The organism is Mesorhizobium sp. B2-7-1 (assembly GCF_006440735.1).
Taxonomy (GTDB): Bacteria; Pseudomonadota; Alphaproteobacteria; order Rhizobiales; family Rhizobiaceae; genus Mesorhizobium.
Window position 1 is genome coordinate 12,565 of sequence record NZ_VFUA01000085.1, and the last position, 18,194, is coordinate 30,758.

Here is an 18,194-nt window from a genome sequence, read left to right on the forward strand (position 1 = left end):
TCGCCCTACTCGCCCGCCAGCCACTCGAGCGACCAGCGCGACTGCTGCCGGACAGCGAGCGCCTTGTGGAGCGCGGGCAACAAGACTTTCAATTCGCCTTCCAGCGTGTAGGGCGGATTGACCACCACCATCCCGCTGCCGTCAAGGCTGGGCTCGTCCGACGCAGGCCGGATCTCGAAGGCGATGTCGAGCAGTTTTGGAATGCCTGTCTCCTTCAGCGCCGCGCGGAAGGCGGCGACCGCCTTGCGGTCCTTGATCGGATACCAAAGCGCGTAGATGCCGCCCGGCCAGCGCCGATGCGCCTTGCGCAAGCCGTCGACGAGCCTGGAGAACTCGCCGTCCTCCTCGAAGGGCGGATCGATAAGGACAAGGCCGCGCTTTTCCTTCGGCGGCAATTGCGCGCCGAGCGCCAGCCAGCCGTCGAGCTCGATCACCCTGGCCTGGAAATCGCCGGCGAAGACGGATTTCAGCCGCGCGGCATCCCTGGGGTGCAGTTCGATCGCCGTCAGCCGATCCTGGTTGCGCAGGAGATGGCGAACGATCAGCGGCGAGCCGGGATAATGCTTGAGCCCGCCGTCGGGATTTTGCGCGCGCACCGCCTCCAGATAGGGCTGGAGCAGTGCCGCCGCTCGCGGATCGAGCGTCACTTCGGGGAGCCGGCCGATGCCGCCCTGCCACTCGCCGGTCTTGCCTGCCTCGACCGAAGCGAGATCGTAGCCGCCGATGCCGGCATGGGTGTCGACGACGCGAAAAGCCTTGTCCTTCTGCTTGAGATATTCGACGAGGCGCGCCAGCACGGCGTGCTTGACGACATCGGCGAAATTGCCGGCGTGATAGGCGTGGCGATAGTTCATGCGCGCCTACCTCCAAAGAGCATGATGTCGACCGAAAACCGCTTCACAGTTTTCGGCATCATGCTCGCGGCGAGCCGTTGCGGCCCCAGCGCGGCGGTGGCGGCTGCGAATTGGGATTCTGCGGACGGCCTCCGCCACGGCGCCCGAAGACCAGCGACAGCACCAGTCCGGCAAGGCCGACGCCCATCAGCGTGTAGCCGGCCGGCTCAGCGCGTTCGTCGATCGAGCCGGTGCCGGCACGCAGGATGAGATCGACCGCGCGCATGTCGATGCCGTCGGCATCGCCGGGGCCGACGGCGAAGACGTAAGGACCGGGCGTGACCCTATCGATGACGCCGGCCTCGTCGCGGAAGATCTTGTCGGGCAGCTGCGGGCTGGCCTGGCGTGGAGTGTCGGTGTGGTTGAAGGAGAGCGCCGACGCCAGCGCCGTGCGGCCGCCGCTCGCCGCGGTCAGCGTCAGCACCGTGCGCTGCTGGCCGGCGACCCGCTCGGCCCGCGCGGTCAGATCGACCAGCACCCGCACCGGCGCGTCGCCCGCGGCGAGCTGCACCGTGACCGGACGGAAGCGGCCACTCTCATAGACGCGGTAGGTGCCGATCGCATGGCCGGAGAAATTGCTCATCGCCCAGGGATAGAAGATGCCGATGGCGGCACCGGCGATGAGGAGAAGGACGGAGAGGAAGCGCATTCAAACCCTTGGCTGTTTTCTTCGGCGCACGGCTGCCGCCCCTTTTACTAGAGCGGTTCACCGCTTCAGGGAAACGGCGAACCGCTCTATCTCTTTGTTTTGACGCAATTCCGGACGGAAAACCGCTCACACTTTTCCTGGAATTGCTCTAGCGGTTTTCGTCTCGGGCAGCTTCGCGGACCCGCTCCATCTCGTCCAGAAACATTTCCAGGCCAAGCTCGAAAGTCTTGTCGAAGCCGCCGGCGCCGAAATAGGCGCCGGCTTTGACAACGCTCGGATAGTCGCGCGCCAGATCCTCGTTGCTGACGGTGGTGACCGCCGAAGGTCCCTTGGCGTAGCCTGCCGTCTCGTCGAGGATCGCGCCCATCAGATAATAGCCGGCGGCGCGAAACAGGCGGGCGCTGAGCTCAGGCCCGAAGCCGCCATCCTCGAACAGGCCGATGATGGCGTTCAGCTTGGCAAGGCAGGGCGGCGAGTTCATGCGGTAGACGACGATGAAGGGCGCAAAGGCCGGGTGCTCGGTGGCGACACGGCGGAACTCCTGCATCCCGATCCGCGCCCGCTCGCGCCATGGCAAACTGTCGTCGGGAATAACAAGCCCGCTCATCTGCCGGTCGACCAGCGCCTCGTAGAGATGCGCCTGCGAGGGGAAGTGATGGTAGATGCTCATCGCCTCGCAGCCGAGCCTGGCGGCGAGCTTGCGCATAGAAAAGCCGGAAAGCCCTTCCTGCTCGATCACCTCGAAGGCGGCGCCCTCGATCATCTCGCGGGAAAGCTTTCCGCGGGTCTGCTTTTTTTTGCTCGATGCATCCATGGTCGCGCTTGACAACTTACACTGTAAGGTTCATCTTCCGCACACCTTACATCGTAAGGCTAACAAAAACCAGAGGAGAACATCATGTCAGTCATTCGCATCGTCTCAACCGTGCATTCCTGCCTTCGTTCCGCCTCGCTCATCGCCGCCGCGGGCGTGTTTGCCGCAGCGTTCGCCTCCACCCCTGCCCGGGCCGATGATTATGACGCCGCCCTCAAGGACATCCAGTCGACGATGGGCGGCGTGCCGAGCTTCGTCAAACAGTTCCCGAAAGCCGGTCTGCCCGGCGCGTGGGCCGAGGTCAAGGCCATCGAGCTCAGCGACAAGACGGCGCTGACGCCAAAGGAGAAGTCGCTGATCTCGCTGGCGGTCGCGGCGCAGATCCCCTGTAGCTACTGCATCTGGTCGGACACCGAGAACGCCAAGCACGCCGGCGCCACCGACGAGGAGATCCAGGAAGCGGTCGCCATGGCGGCGCTGACGCGCCATTGGAGCACCATCTTCAACGGCATGCAGGTCGATTTCGACCAGTTCAAGAAAGAGATGGGCGGGCAGTAAGATTTATCTCAGCATAGCTTATCCGGCAAAGCGGGCGGGCCGAACCCCGCCCGCTTTTGACCGTGCCGATCGAGGCTCCAACCAAGCTTATGGATTCGCTGCGGCGGCTGCTCTATAGGAACAGCGCCTTGAAAAAGCGGGAACGGATCCGATATCGGACCGGCGCCGGCCGGGCCGACATCCGAGAGTTGCCCTTGCGTGGCCCTCGGATTGCGCTTCCGCCCCCCAACCGGGCGGCCCATTGGAGACCTGATTGAAGCGAGCGATATCGATAATCGTCACCCTGGCGCTGCTGGCATGGCTTGCCAGCGACCAGCGCTGGAAGATGGTGGGCGATGCCTTTGCCTCCATCACGCCCGGCGCTTTCGTGGCGGTCGCGGCGGCGCTGTTCGTCACCTATGTGCTCAGGGCGCTGCGCGTCTGCGACGAATTCCGCGACGACGTGAACGGCCGCTTCGGCGCCGTGCTGCGCGTCATCCTGATCCACAATGCGATGATCAACGTCGTGCCCTTCCGCGGTGGCGAGACGGCCTTCCCGATCCTGTTGCGCCAAGTGTTCGGCGTGTCGATCGTGCGCGCCAGCGCCTCTCTCCTCTGGTTCAGGCTGCAGGACGCCTTCGTCGTCGGCGTGCTGGCCTGCCTGGTCTGGCCGGGCTTGCATCCGGCGCTCAGGGCCGCCGGCATCGCGGCGCTGATCGCCGCCGCATGGTACTTGCCGCGCTGGGCGCGCGCGCCGCACGACTGGACGGCTGGCGGCAGGATCGTCTCGAAACTCGGCAAATTGCGCGACATCTTCACCGAAGCGACGGGACGCTCGCGCTATGGCTGGTGGTGGACGATCGCCAACTGGGCACTGAAGCTCGGCGTGCAGGGCTGGCTGCTCGCCATGTTGCTCAACACCACGTTCCAGACCGCCTTTCCCGGCGCGGTCGGCGCGGAAGCCGCCGCCATCCTGCCGGTGCAGGGCGTCGCCGGCTTCGGCACCTATGAGGCCGGCGCGGCGGCGGCGCTGCTTTATTCCGGCATCGCCATGAAGGACGGCCTGCAGGCGGCGCTCGCGCTGCACCTCTTCATTCTCTGCTCGGCGGTCGCAACCGGTGCGATCGCCTGGCTGTTCCCCTCGAAATCGACGCTGCCGGAAACCCCGGCGACGGGACCGGCAAGGAAATGACCGCCATGAACGTGCTTCCCATCCCCGCATCGGGATTGCCCGAGGGCGCCGTCATGCCCGAGCACAAGCTCTCCATCGTCATCCCGATGTACAACGAAGCCGACAATGTCGAGCCGCTGCTGGTCCGCATCCACCAGGCGATGGAAAATTACAGCCAGCCTTGGGAAGTGGTGCTGGTGGACGACGGCAGCACCGACGCCACGCCCGTCGAGATCCGCCGGCTGGCGGCTCAATACGGGCCTCATGTGCACGGCGTGGAGCTGGTGCGCAATTACAAGCAAACCGCCGCCATGCAGGCCGGCCTCGACGCCGCGCGCGGCGATGTCATCGCGACGCTCGACGGCGACCTGCAGAACGATCCGTTCGACATCCCGCGCATGGTCTATCGCCTGCTGACCGAGGATCTCGATCTCGTCGCCGGCTGGCGCAAGGATCGCAAGGAGGGTTTCTGGTTGCGCCGCCTGCCCTCCCGCATCGCAAACAGGCTGATCGCGCGCGTCACCGGGGTGCAGCTCAAGGATTATGGCTGCAGCCTGAAGGTGTTCCGCGGCAGCGTCATCCGCAGCGTGCGGCTCTACGGCGAGATGCACCGCTTCATTCCGGCCTGGCTGGCGACGGTGACGACGCCGCGCCGCATAGCGCAGGAAGTGGTGACGCATCACGCCCGCATCCACGGCCAGTCGAAATACGGCATCTCGCGCACCTTCCGCGTGGTGCTCGACCTCGTCTTCATGTTCTTCTTCCTGCGCTACCGCACGCGGCCCGGCCATTTCTTCGGCGGCATCGGCATCGTGCTCGGCGTGCTGGGTTCGCTGATCCTTGCCTATCTGTTTGCGGTGAAAGTGTTCCTCGGACAGGACATCGGCACCAGGCCGATGCTGATCACCGGCTTCTTCCTGGTGATCGCCGGGCTGCAGGCGATAACGTCGGGCGTGCTCGCCGAAATGCTCTCGCGCGTCTATCTCGAGGCCAACGGCGCGCTCGCCTATGTGGCGCGGCCGCAGCCCGCGCATGGCGAGGGCGATGGCTGGCATTGGCCAAGCAAGCCGACAACCGAGAAGGCGAAGCCGCGCCGGAAGTGATCCGGCTGGCCCCCAAATAGCATTGCCATCGACAGCAGCCCGCGTTGCCAAGGACGCCGATTTCGCGCAACGGTTTTTCGCGACGGAAACGACCGCGAATGAGCGATGCCGGGGGCTGACGGATCCATCCTGATTACATCCATCCTGATTACGGGAGCACGCGCGCCGGTGGCGCTGCATCTGGCGCGCCTTCTTGATGGCGTTGGCCATAGGGTGGTCCTGGCCGACACGCCGGCGCGGCCGATCGCGGCGGCGAGCAGGGCCTGCGCGCGCTACTACCGGCTGCCGCCGCCGCGCTTCGAGCCGCGGGCCTATGCCGACACGGTGGAAGCGCTGATACGGGCCGAGGGCATCGGCCTCGTCATCCCGACCTGCGAGGAGGTCTTTCACCTTGCGCTTGCCTGGCGCGGCAGGACCATGCCGGCGCGACTGTTCGCGCCCGATATCGAGCTGCTGGCGCAGGTTCACAACAAGCACAGCTTCATCCGGTTGGCTGAACAGCTTGGCCTTGCGGTACCGGAGACCACGCTTCTCAACTCCCGCGACGATCTGGAGGCGGTACGTGGCCGCTCTCGCGACCTGGTGTTCAAGCCGGTCTGGTCGCGCTTTGCCAGCCATGTGCTGCTGCGGCCGCCGCCGGATTTCCTCGATGCGATCACACCTTCGCCCGCCATGCCCTGGGTGGCGCAGCGTTTCCTCGAGGGCGAGGAGATCAGCATCTATGCGGTGGCGGGGGAAGGCAGGCTCAAGGCGCTGGCGCTCTACCGCTCGCTCTACCGTGCCGGCAAGGGCGCCGGCATCTTCTTCGAGCGGGTCGAGGATGACGCGGCGCGCAATCTGGTCGAGCGCATCGTCGCCGGCACGTCATGGACCGGGCAGATCTCCTTCGACCTGATGCGCGAGCCAGGCGGCCGGGTGCTGCCGCTCGAATGTAATCCGCGCGCGGTGAGCGGCTTGCATTTCTTTCGCGATCCGGCGCGGTTTACCGATGCTGCGCTTGGCGATGGAGCAGAAGTCGCACCCGACGTCACCGCCCCGCAAACAGTGAGGCTTGCGATGTGGATTTATGGATTGCCGGCGGCGCTGCGTTCGAGAGCGCTCGCCCGCTTTCGCAAGGCGATGCGCGAGGGCGAAGAGTTGCTCGACTGGCCGGGAGATTCAGCCCCGGTAAGGGCGCAGTGGCCGGCACTGGCGGAGATTGTAGGGATGGCGCTGCGCCAGCGGATCAGCCTGCAGGCGGCGTCGACGCGCGATATCGAATGGAATGGGCCGGCCTAGCCTAAGCCGCCTCCATTCCAAACGCCGGCCGGACAGCACCCCCTCTGGCCTGCCGGCCATCTCCCCCGCGAGGGGGGAGATCAGCAGCTCCGCCGGCGGCGCCTTTCCTGCAACCTCGATGATTGGCGAAAGCGGTCGCGACATCCAATCTCCCCCTTGCGGGGAGATGCCCGGCAGGGCAGAGGGGGGTCTGAAGGAACCCGACCTAACCATCTCGAGAGCGAAAACTACAACTCGATCTGGTGCACCCTCACCCCACCAGCAGCCGCCGGCATCTTGCCTTCCATGATCGCCGCGATATCGCGGCGCAGGAAATCGAGCGGCCCGATGACCGGCAGGGCTTGCGGCGGCAGCCGAGCGTTGTCACTGGCCGATTTCAGCACGCGGCGGTCCTGATGCAGCGCGATAGTGAACAGCGGCTTGAAGGCAAGCGCCTTCAGTTCGCCGAGCAGACCCTGGCGCCGGCCGATCAGCCAGCCGACACCCTCGACGGTGCGCTCGTCGGCCTGGCGAAGATGGAAGGTGGTGGCCAAGACCAGCCCGTCCTTGCCCCAATATTCCAGTTCGGCGATGCCGGGATGGCGAAAGCGGCCGATGGTCTTTGCGCGCTCGCCTTCCAGGAGCCGGCTGATCAGGCCCTGCTGGCGGTCCTCGCCGGTGTAGCTTGCCTCGACCCAGCCCTCGCCGCCGGTCACCTCGACCCGCACCAGATGGCGCTTGGAGGTGAGGCCGCGCAGCAGGCCCTTATGGGTGAAATGGGTGTGGGTGGCATCGAGGATGTTTTCCGCCGCGTCGATCACCGTCGACTGCGTCGATGAACGCACCCGCCGCACGATGATGTCCCTGCCCCGCATGCAGTGCAGGTAAGGTTCGCCCCGTGGCGTGCCGGACGAGATGAAGACCACGCCGTCGCGCTCGATCGCCGCGTAGCGGCGGACCCGGTAATGCGGCATGGCGCCGACATGACCAGGAATGGCGGTGCAGCGGCCTTCGCCGTCATAGCGCCAGCCGTGATAAGGGCACTCGATCTCACCGCCGACGACCTTGCCGGTCGACAGCTCGACCAGCCGGTGCGGACAGCGGTCGAAAAGCGCTGCAATGCCTTGCGCCGAACGGAACAACACCACCGGCTCGCCATCGAACAGGATGCGCTTCGGCCGCTTGCCGACCTCCGCGGACAGCGCCACCGCCTGCCAATGATCCTCCCCACGACGCTCGCTCACAATTCGAACCTCCTGAGCAGCGGAATGCCTACCAGCGCCAGCACCGTCTCCATGACGCGGATCGCCAGGCGCCGGCGGCGCGCAAGATGCCCGGCATAGACGGCGTTGTATTCGATCGCGGCGACCGCGCCGCGCCGCCGTTTGAAACCGGCGGCACCCGCGCTCATGTTGAAGAACAGGCCGCGCGCCGTGGCGTGATCCTGCGCCACCGCCATCATCATGCGATAAAGCCCATCGGCCACCGGCAGGGCTATGTCGTAGCCGACGATCGGCTGGGTCAGCGTGCCGCCGTTTTCGAACAGGCCGGTGATGGCGACGAGCTCACCGCCCGGCCTGCGCAGCCCCGCCAGGCTGATGATGCCGCGCCGGTGCATCTCTGCGATGTAGCGGGCCGTGTAGTGCGGATTGAGCGGCGTGTATTTGTCGAGGTAGAGCAAATCGTAGAGCTGCTCGGCGCGTGCATAGTCGGCCTCGGTGAAATCGCCATTGCCGACCCGCTCGAACGGTGTCGCGCGCAGGCGGGCGCGATCGCGCTTCATGTCTCGCGTCAGCGCGGGCGTCGCGCTGCGGTCGGCGAAGATATAGATCTGGCGTGCCGCCAGCATTCGGAACCCTTCGGCCTTCAAAGCGGCAATGGTCGCCGGATCGGCGACGTCGTTCAACGAGCGGATGACGATGGAGCGATCGGGGAAACGCGCGGTCAGGTCGGCGCGCAGCGACGCGGCCGTCCGCCGGTCGAGCAGCGGCACTGGATTGGTCGAATAGAGCCAGTTGTTGACCTGCGCCTGACGGTCGAGGCCGCTTGCCCTGACCAGCGGCGCGCAGGCCCTGATCAGTGCGTTCAATGCGCGTCGCAGCAGAGGGTGGGCGGCGAAGTTGCGCGTCTCGTCCATCGCATAGTCGATATAGGCGCTGCTCGGACAGCAGATATAGCATTTGGGCGCTTCGTCGGCGTCGTTCAGTGTCAGCGGAAAAGCCCGGCCGGCGACCTCGAAAGTCTCGACTTTCGTCTTGAGGTTGGCGATGAGATCGCACACCGGCATCTCGTTGAAAAGCCTCACAAAAGCCTCGACCTTTGCCGGCTTGTTCTCGACCCGGTCGGCCTGCTGCTGAGGCCACTCCATTGTCGCCGCGCCGCTCATCGCGCCGGCTCCAGGCGGCATTCGACGCGGCGCAGCTTGCGGCCTGTCTCCAGCGGCAGCGGCGCGCGGATGAGCGTCACGGTGGCGGCCGCCTTTCGCGCGGCCAGCAACGCTTGCACTGCTTGATGTGCGGCGGCCGCCGCGTCGTCTGCCAGCGTCGGCGGAAGCCTGAGCTCAACCCCGTCGGACGCAGTCTGGACGAGGCGGAAATCGTCGATGCGGTGGTCGGCCTTGAGCACGGCGTTGCGCAGCACATCGGGCGTGACGAGCATCGGGCCGTCTGGCGACCTGAGCCGGAAGACATCGTCCATGCGGCCAACAATCTCGTCGACGCAGCGCAGCGGCGAACCACATCGGCAAGGTTCTTTGGACAGGCGCAACAGGTCGTTCATCCTGTATCGCGCCATGATCTGGGTTTGGCGGCGAAAGGCCGTCACCAGCGGCGTCACGAGCCCCTCGCCCGCCGCCTCGAATTCGAAGAAGACGGAGTCTTCCGCAAGATGCAGTCCGACCTCCCGGCAGGTCACGGCGAACAGGCCTTCGGTCGCCATGTAGATCTGGTCGAGCGGCAGCCGGAAGAAATTCTCGATCACCGGAAGGTCGACCGGGTCGAGGGTCTCGGCAGCGGAGAAGACACGCTTCGGTTGGAGTCGGAAGTTCTCGGCCGCGAAATGCCGAAGGATCTTTGGCGGCGCGATGATGACCGTCGGGTCGAAGGCTTCCAGCGCGCCGCGCCAGCTTTCCGGCCCGTTCGCCAGATCGAAGAAGGCGAGCTTGATCAGGCGCGATTTGCGGGCGCTGTCATAGAGCCCGGTGTTCTGCGGCAGGATGACGGCGACGCGCATGCCGCGCCATAGAAGATCGGGCGTCGCCTTGGCGAGGATCGTGCCCAGCCAACGGTATTTCTCGGCCTCGGAAATCACGAACAGGCCGCGATTGCCCGATGTTCCGGTGCTGGCGCCGACAGTGAGCGATCCCGCGCAGCCGTCACGCTCCAGGGCCGCCCGGGCTTGCGCGGCGGTGAGACCGTGGACGTTGAATTCGTCGAAGCGCGCCATCAGCAGCGCTTTGTCGGTCACTGGCAGGTCGGCAAGCCGGTCCGGTGCGTGGCGATAGAAAGGCGCGCGCGGCAGGTCGCGGTCGAGGAAGCGCCGCAAGGCGGCCGCCTGCCAGCGCTCGAAATCGGGCCGGGTCTTGCGCGAGACCCAGCGTGTCAGGGCGAAGGACCCTGCCGCTTCCGCCAGCCTGTTCATGCAGCCTCCGGCGCGAGGTCATAAGGCGTCGGTACGGGATCGTGGCAGAGCATCACCTCGCCGCCGGCGGCCATGAAGCGGCGCAGCATGGCGCTGGTCGGCTCGATCGCCGCGGCGTCCTCGGCGATCATCGTGGCCGGGAAGCCGGGCGTGCGGTTTTCGGTCAAGGCCGTGAGCAGCCATTGCACATCGACGGCGTAGAGCAGCGGGCGGTCCAGCCTATTCAACAGCAGGCCGAATTGGCCATCGGCATGGCCAGGAAGATCGACCGCGATCACGCTGCCGTCGCCGAAGAGATCGGCGCCGCCCGGCATGTCGCCCTGCGGCGCGACGCGCGGTTTCGCGGAGATGCCTTCCAGCCTCGCTTCGAAATCCGGAGGGAAGAGTTCGGTGAAGACGCCATGGCGCAGATTTTGCCTGACGCTGCGCCCCTTGACCCGCGCCCAGGCGGTATCGCTGGCGATGAAGCGCGCGTTGCGGAACAGCGACAGGCCCGAAATATGGTCGGCGTGGAAATGCGTGACGATGATTGTGCGGATGTCATCGGGCGACAGACCGAAGCGCCGCAGCACCGGGAGGATCTGCTCGTCAGCGTCGAGTTCGGGCTTCAGCAGCGCACCATAAAGCCGAAGCGTGCGGCTGCGCCGCTCGCCGCTCAGCGCCTCCGGCGTGTAGCCGGTGTCGACCAGCACCGGCCCGGCTGCCGGGTGAAAGATCAGTCCGTAGCGGACACGCAGCTTGACGCTTTGCCAGCGGCCGCCGCGCAGGATCAATCGTTCGGCGGCGCTCACCCAGGCGCTGTTGGCGAAGACGATCCTCATGATCCTGCCCCGCCGGCAAAAGTGCGGTCAAGCCCTTGTTCGAACGAGACTTTCGGCGCCCAGCCGAGCACTGGTTTGGCCTTGGAAAGGTCGAGGCTTTGCGCATAGGCGAAGAGGCCGAGCCCATAGCGGGTGACCGGCGGCTCGGGCCGGCCGGGCAACCGCAGCGCCACCGCTTCCATCAGGCCCGCCGCCAGCATCGCCGGCATGAGCGGCGTCGGCCGCCAGCGCGCCTTGAGACCAGCGCGGCCGCAGGCCTCGTCGGCGATGCGGCGGACCGGCAGCACCTCGCCACCGGAGACGTTGAAGACCTGGTATTCCGCCTCCTCCGGCGCCGCGAGCGCCGCCATGACCGCGTCGACGACATCGTCGACATAAGTGAGGTCGATGGCCGCCCGGCCGTCGCGAAACAGCGGCAGCGGCCGGCTTTTTGCCGCCTTGATGAGGCGCGGCAGCAGCGCCCGATCGCCCTTGCCGTAAATGCCGCGCGGCCGCAGCACCACCGGATGGATGGCGGCCTGGCCGAGCACGATCTTTTCCGCCTCGCGCTTGGTGCGGGCATAGTGATTGACCGGCTCCGGCAAGGCCATGTCCTCGGTCAGGCCAAGCTGGTCGCGGAAGGCAAAGCAGACGGACGGGCTGGAGATATGGACGAAGCGGCTGACACGCTGCCGCCCGGCGAAGTCGACAAGGTTCCGCGTCGCCGTGACATTTGCCGCCACGAAATCCACGAGGCGGCCGAAGGGCGAAGAAAGCGCCGCGCAATGGATGATCCGCTCGACCCTGCCGAGCCTTGGATCGAGTGAGGCGTCAAGCGGCTGCGCGAGGTCGTGGCGGATGACGCGATGACCGTCGGCTTCGAGCGCGGCGCAGCTTGCCTCATCGCGGCCTAGCCCGAGCGCCAGCGTGCCGGATGCCGCCAGCCTCTCGAGCACATGGGAGCCGAGGAAACCGCTGGCGCCGGTGACGAGCACGGCCATCGCTTTAGACCTCCAGCGCCATGCCGCCGAAGGAAACGCCGGCCGACGTGCCGAGGAAAAGCAGCTTCATGCCTGGCGCGACGCGGCCCTGGCGGCGCGCGACATCCAGCGCGAAGGGCATGGAGGCCGCGATCTGGTTGCCGAAGCGGGCGGAGATGTCGACCAGTCTTTCCGGCGCAAAGCCGGTCTGGCGCGCCATATGGGCGAGCGCGAAGGGGCTCGCCTGGTGCGGCACGACAAGATCGACATCGTCATGCCGCCAGCCGGCGCGCTCCAGCAGAGCGTCGACGAAGCCGTTGAAATGGCGCGACGTGAGGCGGAACAATTCCTTGCCGTCCATGTGGAAGAGGCTGTGCGCGGCGAATGCCTCCTGTTCCTTGCGGAAATCGAAGCGCGTGCCGCCCGAACCAATGCCGCAGGCTTCCCAGCCCGACGGATAAGTGCGCATCAGGCTCGCCGCCACCTTGCCCTCGCCCGGCTCGGCCTTGCGCAGCACGACCGCCGCGGCGCCGTCGCCGAAGAGCGCGGCGATCTCCGGCGCGTCCTGCCACGGCAGAGCGCGCGAGGCGACTTCGGACGAAAACACCAGCGCCGTCTCGCATTGCCCCGCCTCGATCATGCGGCCGGCGGTTTCGACGGCGGTGAGGAAGCCGAGACAGGTGCTGTTGACGTCGAAGGCGGCGGCCGAGCCGTCCGCCAGCCCGAGGCGCTGCATGACCAGCGGCGCGGTCGCCGGCAGCGGCTGGTAGGGCACGCCGCAACCGCCGACGATCAGGTCGACGGCGCCGGGCTCGACGCCGGCATCCTCAAGCGCAAGCGTCGCCGCGGCGACAGCGAGATCGATTTGCGACTCGGCACTACAGACATAGCGCTCGACGACGCCGGTGACGGCCTCAAGGGCGCCCTCGGCGAGGCTCAGCTTCGCCTCCAGGGCGCGTGTGGTGAGGCGCTCAGCCGGTACCGCCCTGCCGGTTCCGACGATCCTGATCCGCATTCTCCCCCCGCCGCATAAGCTTCGGCTCTATCTATAGTGCGGATCAAGGGTGGTGGCCAAGATTGAGCAAGGATATGAACTGTACAGAAAGAGAGTGCAGCAACGCTGCCAACATGCAGCTGCGCCTGCATGCCGCAAGTAAAGTCGCCGAAGCTTGGAAACAGTAATGCTGGATTTTCTTTGGCACCTGAGCGGCTCGATTGTCCTGACCTCCGCCCCAACGAAGGATGAAATCCTGGACCGCGTGACCACAGCGCTGAAAGACGATGGGCATCCGGCCAACAAGAGAGGTGAGGATTTCGTCGAGTTTCAGACGTCGTTGTGGCAGACGGGCTCCAGAACCGCAGCCATGGCCGGTTTCGACAGTGGCCGCATCTGGGTCGAACAAGCCTCCTACGGATTGCTTTTGAAATACCGGCTACGAAGTTTTCAGTTGCTGGTCTTTTCCCTGACTTTCGCGATTTTTGGCGCGGTCCTCTTTCAGACCTCTTTTCTCGGGATTTTTATGTTCTCGGTCCTTTATGGTGGCAATCTGGTTCTCGCTATCGACCGGGTGGCGAATTTTCTGAAGCGCGCAGCGGATGCTTAAGTAGAATTGCAATTGCAATTGCAATTGCAGGCTGATGTCTCAGGCCTTGCGCTCCCAGCGCCGGTCCGGCGTCTGCTGCCAGTAGGTCACGGCGTGGCCGGCTTCCTTCATCGTCTTCCAATGGCCGCGCGCGGCTTCGAGCTGTGCCGCGTCATGGCCGTCGAAGAGGAAGACGGCGCGCTCGTAGCCGGAAAGCTCGGGCGGGCTGGCGCCGTCGACCAGGAAACGTATCTGCGCGGCATTCTGGTTGCCCTCGCCCGTGGTGAGCAGGACCGGCTGCTCGGCCGGATAGGCCTCGCGGTCGGTGGCATGCGCCAGGAAGGAATCGTCGCGGAAGGTCCACAGATACTGGTCGAGCGCGTCGCGGCGCTCCTCGGTGCCGGTCTGCACCACCGCGCGCCAGCCGCGCTCGACACTGCGCTCGAGCAGGCCAGGCAGCGCCTCCTCGAGCGTCGATTCCGTCAGATGGTAGAACAGGATGTCGGCCATTCCCTACCCTTCGTAGTGATCGCGCACCAGCCGATCCAGGAGGCGCACGCCAAAACCCGAGCCCCAGGACTGGTTGATCTCGCTCGACGGCGCGCCCATCGCGGTGCCGGCAATGTCGAGATGCGCCCAAGGCGTGTCCTTGACGAAGCGCTGCAGGAACTGCGCAGCGATGATGGCGCCACCATAGCGGCCGCCGATGTTCTTCATGTCGGCGTTCTTGGAATCGATCAGCTTGTCGTATTCGGGGCCGAGCGGCATGCGCCAGACCCGCTCCTGACTGGCTTGGCCGGCGCCGAACAGCCGGCCGGCGAGCTCGTCATTGTTGGAGAACAGGCCGGCATAATGCTGGCCGAGCGCCACCATGATGGCGCCGGTGAGCGTCGCCAGGTTGATCATGAATTTCGGCTTGAAACGGTCGTTGGCGTACCAAAGCGCGTCGGCGAGCACGAGGCGGCCTTCCGCGTCGGTGTTCAAGACTTCGATCGTCTGGCCCGACATCGAGCTGACGATGTCGCCGGGGCGCTGCGCATGGCCGTCGACAGCGTTCTCGACCAGGCCGATGACGCCGACCACATTGGCCTTCGCCTTGCGCGCGGCCAGCGCATGCATCAGCCCGGTGACGGCGGCCGCACCGCCCATGTCGCCCTTCATGTCTTCCATGCCGGAAGCCGGCTTCATCGAGTTGCCGCCGGTGTCGAAGGTGACGCCCTTGCCGATGAAGGCGAGCGGCGCGTCCTTGGCCTTGCCGCCGTTCCAGCGCATCACCGCCAAGCGGGCGCCGCGCGGCGAGCCTTGGGCTACGCCGAGCAACGAGCCCATGCCGAGCTTCTTCATCTCCTTTTCGGCGAGGATCTCGACCTCGACACCGAGCTGCTCCAGCGCCTTGACGCGCTCGGCGAATTCGACAGGACCAAGCGCATTGGCCGGCTCGTTGACCAGATCGCGCGCCAACAGCACCCCGTCGACCACCGCCTCCTCGCCGGCAAACGCCTTCTTCGCGGCCGCGGGGTCGGCGCAATGGATGGTTATCCTGGCGGGCTTGGCCGCCTCGGCCTTCCTGGCCGCCGCTCCCTTGGCGTCAGCCCCCTTTGAATCGGATTGCCCGTCTTCCTTGTCTTTCCTGGTCTTGTACTTGTCGAAGGAATAGCTGCGCAGCAGGATGCCGGCGGCAAGGCTTGCCGCCTGTCGGCCGTCAGGCTGCAGGTCCGGCAGATCGAGGACCACAGCTACCTCGGTCGCCTTGCGCAGCGAAGCGGCAACGGCGCCGCCGAGCTTCAGCCAGGCATTGTCGTCGAGGCTCGAGACCTTGCCGGCGCCGATCGCCATCAGCCGGTCGACCGAAACCCCTTCCGGCGCCAGTACCTCGGCCGAGCTTGCGAACTTGCCGGAAAAATCCGCAACCGGAAAGGCGCGAGCCAGCGAACCGGCCGGATCGCAGGCTTTCGCCGCCTCGCCGAGCCCGCCGTCGTCGGCGACGAAGACAAAAACGCTGCCCTTTTTCGGCGCGGCGAACTTGGCGAAAGAAATGGAAGGTCTCGACGTCATCAGGTCCTGCTTTCGGGGATGGCCGTAAGGTGCCGGCAAAGGTAATTTTCAGCGAGCGAGAGGTTTGGCAAGCGTGCGCGACATTTGGTCGTTTTGCGCCATTTGGCAAGACTTTGGCCGAAATCGCAGTCTATATCGGCGCCACGATAGACAAAGGATTCGCCTCGGCACGACCTCAGCTTGCTGCCGCAACCTGCTGTTAACCATCGATGTTTTGCATTTCTTATCCATTGGCGCGGAGACTCCGCCACGCCGAAGTATGTGGCGTGGGGCGACAAACCGGAGCGAGCCGCCTATGAGCCAGTTGTACGGGCGCCGCCGGATGACTACCTTGTCGGCGGGCATGATGCCGTTCGGCAAAATCGAGAAAAGCCTTCATGAAGGTCGTTGAACGCTACATCATGCGCCGCGCGCTGACGATGTTCCTCGCATCGCTGGTCTGGACGCTGGCGATCGTGTGGACGACGCAGGTGCTGGCCAAGATCGACCTCGTCACCGACAACGGCCAGTCGGCGCTGACCTTCTTCGAGGTCGCGGCGCTCATCATCCCCTCCATCATCCCGATCGTGGTGCCGTTCGCCCTGGTGGTGGCGGTGGCGCAGACGCTGAGCGCGATGAACACCGATTCGGAGCTGGCGGTGCTCAGCGCGGCGGGCGCCTCGCGCTGGACGATCGCGCGGCCGATCCTGCTGCTCGCGGCGTTTGCCTGCGCCTTTTCCTTCATCGTCGACAACGCGATCGACCCCTATGCCAGGCAGAAGAACCGGCAACTGGTGGCGGCTTCGCGCGCCGACCTTGTCTCGCTGATCATCCAGGAAGGCACGTTCCGCAAGATCGACGAGGGCCTTTACCTGCAGGTCGGGGAACGGCTTCCCGGCAACAGGCTCGGCGGCATCTTCGTCGCCGATTCGCGCGAGGAAGGGGCCAGCCTCACCTATTACGCCAAGACCGGCAGCATCGTCGAAAAAGGCGACGAGAAGGTGCTGATGATGAATGACGGCGTCATCAACCGCAAATCGGTGACCGGCGACCTCTCCGTCATCCGCTTCACCTCTTACGCCTTCGACATGTCGGCCTTCCTGTCGGCGGCGAACGACATCACGCTGTTGCCTAAGGACCGGACGACGACCTATCTGCTCAACCCGGATCCCAACGACAAGATGTTCCAGCGCGAACCGGGCAGCTACCGGGCGGAGCTCAACCAGCGTTTCGCCGAATGGTCCTATTCGCTGGTGTTCGCGCTGATCGCGCTTGCGGTTGCCGGCGATGCGCGCTCGCACCGGGAGGCGCGCATCAATCCGCTGATCACGGCAATCGCGATCGCGCTGTTCGTGCGATGGCTGGGCTTCTTCGCTGCAGGCAAGGCCGACAGGGTCTGGTACTATGTCTACCTGCTCTACGGCATACCGATCGTCGCCTCGGCGGTCTCGGTCTGGTTCATCGTCTCCTCGCGCACCATGGAATTGCCGGTCAGTTGGGCCGACTGGCTGACGAACCTTGCCAAGCGCACCGGCGACAATTGGACGGCATTCAAGCTCTGGATCGCCCGGCGCACTTCCGGCCAGGGAGCCTGACTATGGGCTGGACGCTGGGCCGCTATTTCTTCTTCCGCTACGTCTCGATCACCTTCTGGTTCTTCCTGGGCCTGCTTGCGCTGGTGTTCCTGATCGATTTCACCGAGCTTTCCGGCCGCACGACCGGGCTGCCCGGCTTCACCTACGGCATAGCCTTCGCCATTTCGGCGCTCAGGATGCCGATGATCATGCTGCAGACCGTGCCGTTCGTCGGGCTGTTCTCGGCGATGGCGACGCTGGTGTCGCTCAACCGCCGCTATGAGCTGGTCATCGCGCGCTCGGCCGGCGTCTCTGCCTGGCAGTTCCTGTTCCCCTGCTGCGTCGGCGCACTGATGTTCGGCGTGCTGTCGGTCGCCGTCATCAACCCGATCGCCGCGCATGGCTTTTCCTGGTCCGAGCAGATGGAGAACGACCTGCGGGCCGGCAAATCGAACGCCGTCACCACCAACGTCACGCCGTGGCTCCGGCAAAAGACCGAATCAGGCGACACCATCATCGGCGCCCGCGCCATCCTCAACCAGGGGTTGGAGATGGCGGATGCGGTGTTTTTCATCCTCGACCCGCAGGGCAACATCACCGAACGCAAGGATGCCGCCAAGGCCTTCCTGCGCGACGGCTACTGGGACTTGCAGGACGTCAAGGTCTTCAAGGGGGGCAATATCCAGGCGCTGGCCTCCGACAAGGTGCCGACCAACCTCAAGCCGGAATTCGTGCAGGAGCGCCTGGCGCGCCCGGAAACCATCCCCTTTTACGAACTGCCGCGCAAGATCGAGGTTGCCCGCTCCTTCGGGCTCAAGGCGAATGCCTTCGCCATGCAGTTTGATTCGCTGGTGGCGTTGCCGTTCCTTCTCGTCGCCATGACGCTGATTGCTGCAACGGTTTCAATGCGATTTGCGCGAATGGGGCAGTCGGCAACGATGATTCTGGGTGGCGTCGTGGCCGGCTTTCTGCTTTATGTCGTTTCGGTACTGGTCAAGGCATTCGGTGTCGCCGGATTCGTGCCTACAGTGGTGGCTGCATGGGTTCCGGTTGTCGTGGCTATGTTCTTTGGGGTGACGTTTCTGCTATACAAGGAAGACGGCTAGTGAGGGAGGCGGTTTTGCGCAGCCATAGGCAGGCCGGTTTGGCACGCCTCTATG

18 protein-coding genes are annotated in these 18,194 nt (G+C 65.4%); 7 read left to right on the forward strand and 11 right to left on the reverse strand.

Features of this window, described 5'->3' with window-relative positions; translation table 11 throughout:
* Positions 1-5: 5 nt before the first annotated feature.
* From FJ471_RS25295 to FJ471_RS25305, 3 genes are all read right to left on the reverse strand, one after another.
* Positions 6-854, reverse strand: coding sequence for a 23S rRNA (adenine(2030)-N(6))-methyltransferase RlmJ (locus FJ471_RS25295; protein WP_140807453.1), 849 nt, complete (start codon positions 852-854; stop codon positions 6-8).
* A gap of 58 nt (positions 855-912) precedes the next feature.
* Complete coding sequence (locus FJ471_RS25300; RefSeq protein WP_140807454.1) at positions 913-1,542, reverse strand: hypothetical protein; 630 nt, start codon at positions 1,540-1,542, stop codon at positions 913-915.
* A gap of 148 nt (positions 1,543-1,690) precedes the next feature.
* Positions 1,691-2,305, reverse strand: a complete 615-nt coding sequence (locus FJ471_RS25305) for a TetR/AcrR family transcriptional regulator (RefSeq protein WP_224668861.1) — start codon at positions 2,303-2,305, stop codon at positions 1,691-1,693.
* 135 nt (positions 2,306-2,440) lie between these two features.
* On the opposite strand from FJ471_RS25305, the gene FJ471_RS25310 reads away from it, so the two are divergent.
* From FJ471_RS25310 to FJ471_RS25325, 4 genes are all read left to right on the forward strand, one after another.
* A complete protein-coding gene (locus tag FJ471_RS25310; RefSeq protein WP_140807456.1) occupies positions 2,441-2,914 on the forward strand; it encodes a carboxymuconolactone decarboxylase family protein in 474 nt (157 codons plus the stop codon).
* A gap of 253 nt (positions 2,915-3,167) precedes the next feature.
* Complete coding sequence (locus tag FJ471_RS25315) at positions 3,168-4,085, forward strand: lysylphosphatidylglycerol synthase domain-containing protein (protein ID WP_140807457.1); 918 nt, start codon at positions 3,168-3,170, stop codon at positions 4,083-4,085.
* Between the two features lie 5 nt (positions 4,086-4,090).
* Positions 4,091-5,167, forward strand: a complete 1,077-nt coding sequence (locus FJ471_RS25320; RefSeq protein ID WP_140807458.1) for a glycosyltransferase family 2 protein — start codon at positions 4,091-4,093, stop codon at positions 5,165-5,167.
* A 105-nt stretch (positions 5,168-5,272) separates the two neighbouring features.
* Complete coding sequence (locus FJ471_RS25325) at positions 5,273-6,445, forward strand: hypothetical protein (protein WP_140807459.1); 1,173 nt, start codon at positions 5,273-5,275, stop codon at positions 6,443-6,445.
* Positions 6,446-6,672: 227 nt separating this feature from the next.
* Here the strand turns inward: FJ471_RS25325 and FJ471_RS25330 are convergent, their stop codons facing one another.
* From FJ471_RS25330 to FJ471_RS25355, 6 genes are read right to left on the reverse strand one after another with little or no spacing between them, the layout of a single operon-like run.
* Complete coding sequence (locus FJ471_RS25330) at positions 6,673-7,668, reverse strand: Rieske 2Fe-2S domain-containing protein (protein WP_140807460.1); 996 nt, start codon at positions 7,666-7,668, stop codon at positions 6,673-6,675.
* Positions 7,665-8,810 carry a GNAT family N-acetyltransferase gene (locus tag FJ471_RS25335; RefSeq protein WP_246684828.1) on the reverse strand — a complete coding sequence of 382 codons (1,146 nt, stop codon included), beginning with the start codon at positions 8,808-8,810 and terminating at the stop codon, positions 7,665-7,667. Before FJ471_RS25335 ends, FJ471_RS25330 begins: the two co-directional genes overlap by 4 nt.
* The gene (locus tag FJ471_RS25340) at positions 8,807-10,063 is read right to left on the reverse strand and encodes a F390 synthetase-related protein (protein ID WP_140807462.1); all 1,257 of its coding nucleotides are present in this window, start codon (positions 10,061-10,063) and stop codon (positions 8,807-8,809) included. Before FJ471_RS25340 ends, FJ471_RS25335 begins: the two co-directional genes overlap by 4 nt.
* Positions 10,060-10,884 carry an MBL fold metallo-hydrolase gene (locus tag FJ471_RS25345; RefSeq protein ID WP_140807463.1) on the reverse strand — a complete coding sequence of 275 codons (825 nt, stop codon included), beginning with the start codon at positions 10,882-10,884 and terminating at the stop codon, positions 10,060-10,062. The genes FJ471_RS25340 and FJ471_RS25345 overlap by 4 nt, the downstream gene beginning before the upstream one ends.
* The gene (locus FJ471_RS25350; RefSeq protein WP_140807464.1) at positions 10,881-11,864 is read right to left on the reverse strand and encodes an NAD(P)-dependent oxidoreductase; all 984 of its coding nucleotides are present in this window, start codon (positions 11,862-11,864) and stop codon (positions 10,881-10,883) included. The genes FJ471_RS25345 and FJ471_RS25350 overlap by 4 nt, the downstream gene beginning before the upstream one ends.
* Before the next feature lie 4 nt (positions 11,865-11,868).
* Complete coding sequence (locus FJ471_RS25355) at positions 11,869-12,858, reverse strand: 3-oxoacyl-[acyl-carrier-protein] synthase III C-terminal domain-containing protein (protein WP_140807465.1); 990 nt, start codon at positions 12,856-12,858, stop codon at positions 11,869-11,871.
* 166 nt (positions 12,859-13,024) lie between these two features.
* Between FJ471_RS25355 and FJ471_RS25360 the strand changes: the two genes are divergently transcribed.
* On the forward strand, positions 13,025-13,447 hold the full coding sequence (locus FJ471_RS25360; protein WP_140807466.1) for a hypothetical protein: 423 nt from the start codon (positions 13,025-13,027) through the stop codon (positions 13,445-13,447).
* Positions 13,448-13,486: 39 nt separating this feature from the next.
* On the opposite strand, the gene FJ471_RS25365 is transcribed toward FJ471_RS25360, so the two are convergent.
* The gene (locus FJ471_RS25365) at positions 13,487-13,936 is read right to left on the reverse strand and encodes a DNA polymerase III subunit chi (RefSeq protein WP_140807467.1); all 450 of its coding nucleotides are present in this window, start codon (positions 13,934-13,936) and stop codon (positions 13,487-13,489) included.
* A gap of 3 nt (positions 13,937-13,939) precedes the next feature.
* On the reverse strand, positions 13,940-15,481 hold the full coding sequence (locus FJ471_RS25370; protein WP_140807468.1) for a leucyl aminopeptidase: 1,542 nt from the start codon (positions 15,479-15,481) through the stop codon (positions 13,940-13,942).
* Between the two features lie 377 nt (positions 15,482-15,858).
* Here FJ471_RS25370 and lptF point away from each other — a divergent pair, with 377 nt between their 5' ends.
* Together lptF and lptG are read left to right on the forward strand one after the other, a co-directional pair.
* On the forward strand, positions 15,859-17,055 hold the full coding sequence (lptF, locus tag FJ471_RS25375) for an LPS export ABC transporter permease LptF (protein WP_140807469.1): 1,197 nt from the start codon (positions 15,859-15,861) through the stop codon (positions 17,053-17,055).
* 2 nt (positions 17,056-17,057) lie between these two features.
* Entirely contained in the window at positions 17,058-18,140 is a 1,083-nt protein-coding gene (lptG, locus tag FJ471_RS25380) for an LPS export ABC transporter permease LptG (protein WP_140807470.1), read from the forward strand.
* Positions 18,141-18,194: the final 54 nt, after the last annotated feature.

Excerpts from the sequence above, each read along its gene's own strand:
- FJ471_RS25295 (WP_140807453.1), bottom strand. The coding sequence starts at position 854 with ATGAACTATCGCCACGCCTATCACGCCGGCAATTTCGCCGATGTCGTC.
- FJ471_RS25300 (WP_140807454.1), bottom strand. The coding sequence starts at position 1,542 with ATGCGCTTCCTCTCCGTCCTTCTCCTCATCGCCGGTGCCGCCATCGGC.
- FJ471_RS25305 (WP_224668861.1), bottom strand. The coding sequence starts at position 2,305 with ATGATCGAGGGCGCCGCCTTCGAGGTGATCGAGCAGGAAGGGCTTTCC.
- FJ471_RS25310 (WP_140807456.1), top strand. The coding sequence starts at position 2,441 with ATGTCAGTCATTCGCATCGTCTCAACCGTGCATTCCTGCCTTCGTTCC.
- FJ471_RS25320 (WP_140807458.1), top strand. The coding sequence starts at position 4,091 with ATGAACGTGCTTCCCATCCCCGCATCGGGATTGCCCGAGGGCGCCGTC.
- FJ471_RS25325 (WP_140807459.1), top strand. The coding sequence starts at position 5,273 with ATGCCGGGGGCTGACGGATCCATCCTGATTACATCCATCCTGATTACG.
- FJ471_RS25335 (WP_246684828.1), bottom strand. The coding sequence starts at position 8,810 with ATGAGCGGCGCGGCGACAATGGAGTGGCCTCAGCAGCAGGCCGACCGG.
- FJ471_RS25340 (WP_140807462.1), bottom strand. The coding sequence starts at position 10,063 with ATGAACAGGCTGGCGGAAGCGGCAGGGTCCTTCGCCCTGACACGCTGG.
- FJ471_RS25345 (WP_140807463.1), bottom strand. The coding sequence starts at position 10,884 with ATGAGGATCGTCTTCGCCAACAGCGCCTGGGTGAGCGCCGCCGAACGA.
- FJ471_RS25350 (WP_140807464.1), bottom strand. The coding sequence starts at position 11,864 with ATGGCCGTGCTCGTCACCGGCGCCAGCGGTTTCCTCGGCTCCCATGTG.
- FJ471_RS25355 (WP_140807465.1), bottom strand. The coding sequence starts at position 12,858 with ATGCGGATCAGGATCGTCGGAACCGGCAGGGCGGTACCGGCTGAGCGC.
- FJ471_RS25360 (WP_140807466.1), top strand. The coding sequence starts at position 13,025 with ATGCTGGATTTTCTTTGGCACCTGAGCGGCTCGATTGTCCTGACCTCC.
- FJ471_RS25365 (WP_140807467.1), bottom strand. The coding sequence starts at position 13,936 with ATGGCCGACATCCTGTTCTACCATCTGACGGAATCGACGCTCGAGGAG.
- FJ471_RS25370 (WP_140807468.1), bottom strand. The coding sequence starts at position 15,481 with ATGACGTCGAGACCTTCCATTTCTTTCGCCAAGTTCGCCGCGCCGAAA.
- lptF (WP_140807469.1), top strand. The coding sequence starts at position 15,859 with ATGAAGGTCGTTGAACGCTACATCATGCGCCGCGCGCTGACGATGTTC.
- lptG (WP_140807470.1), top strand. The coding sequence starts at position 17,058 with ATGGGCTGGACGCTGGGCCGCTATTTCTTCTTCCGCTACGTCTCGATC.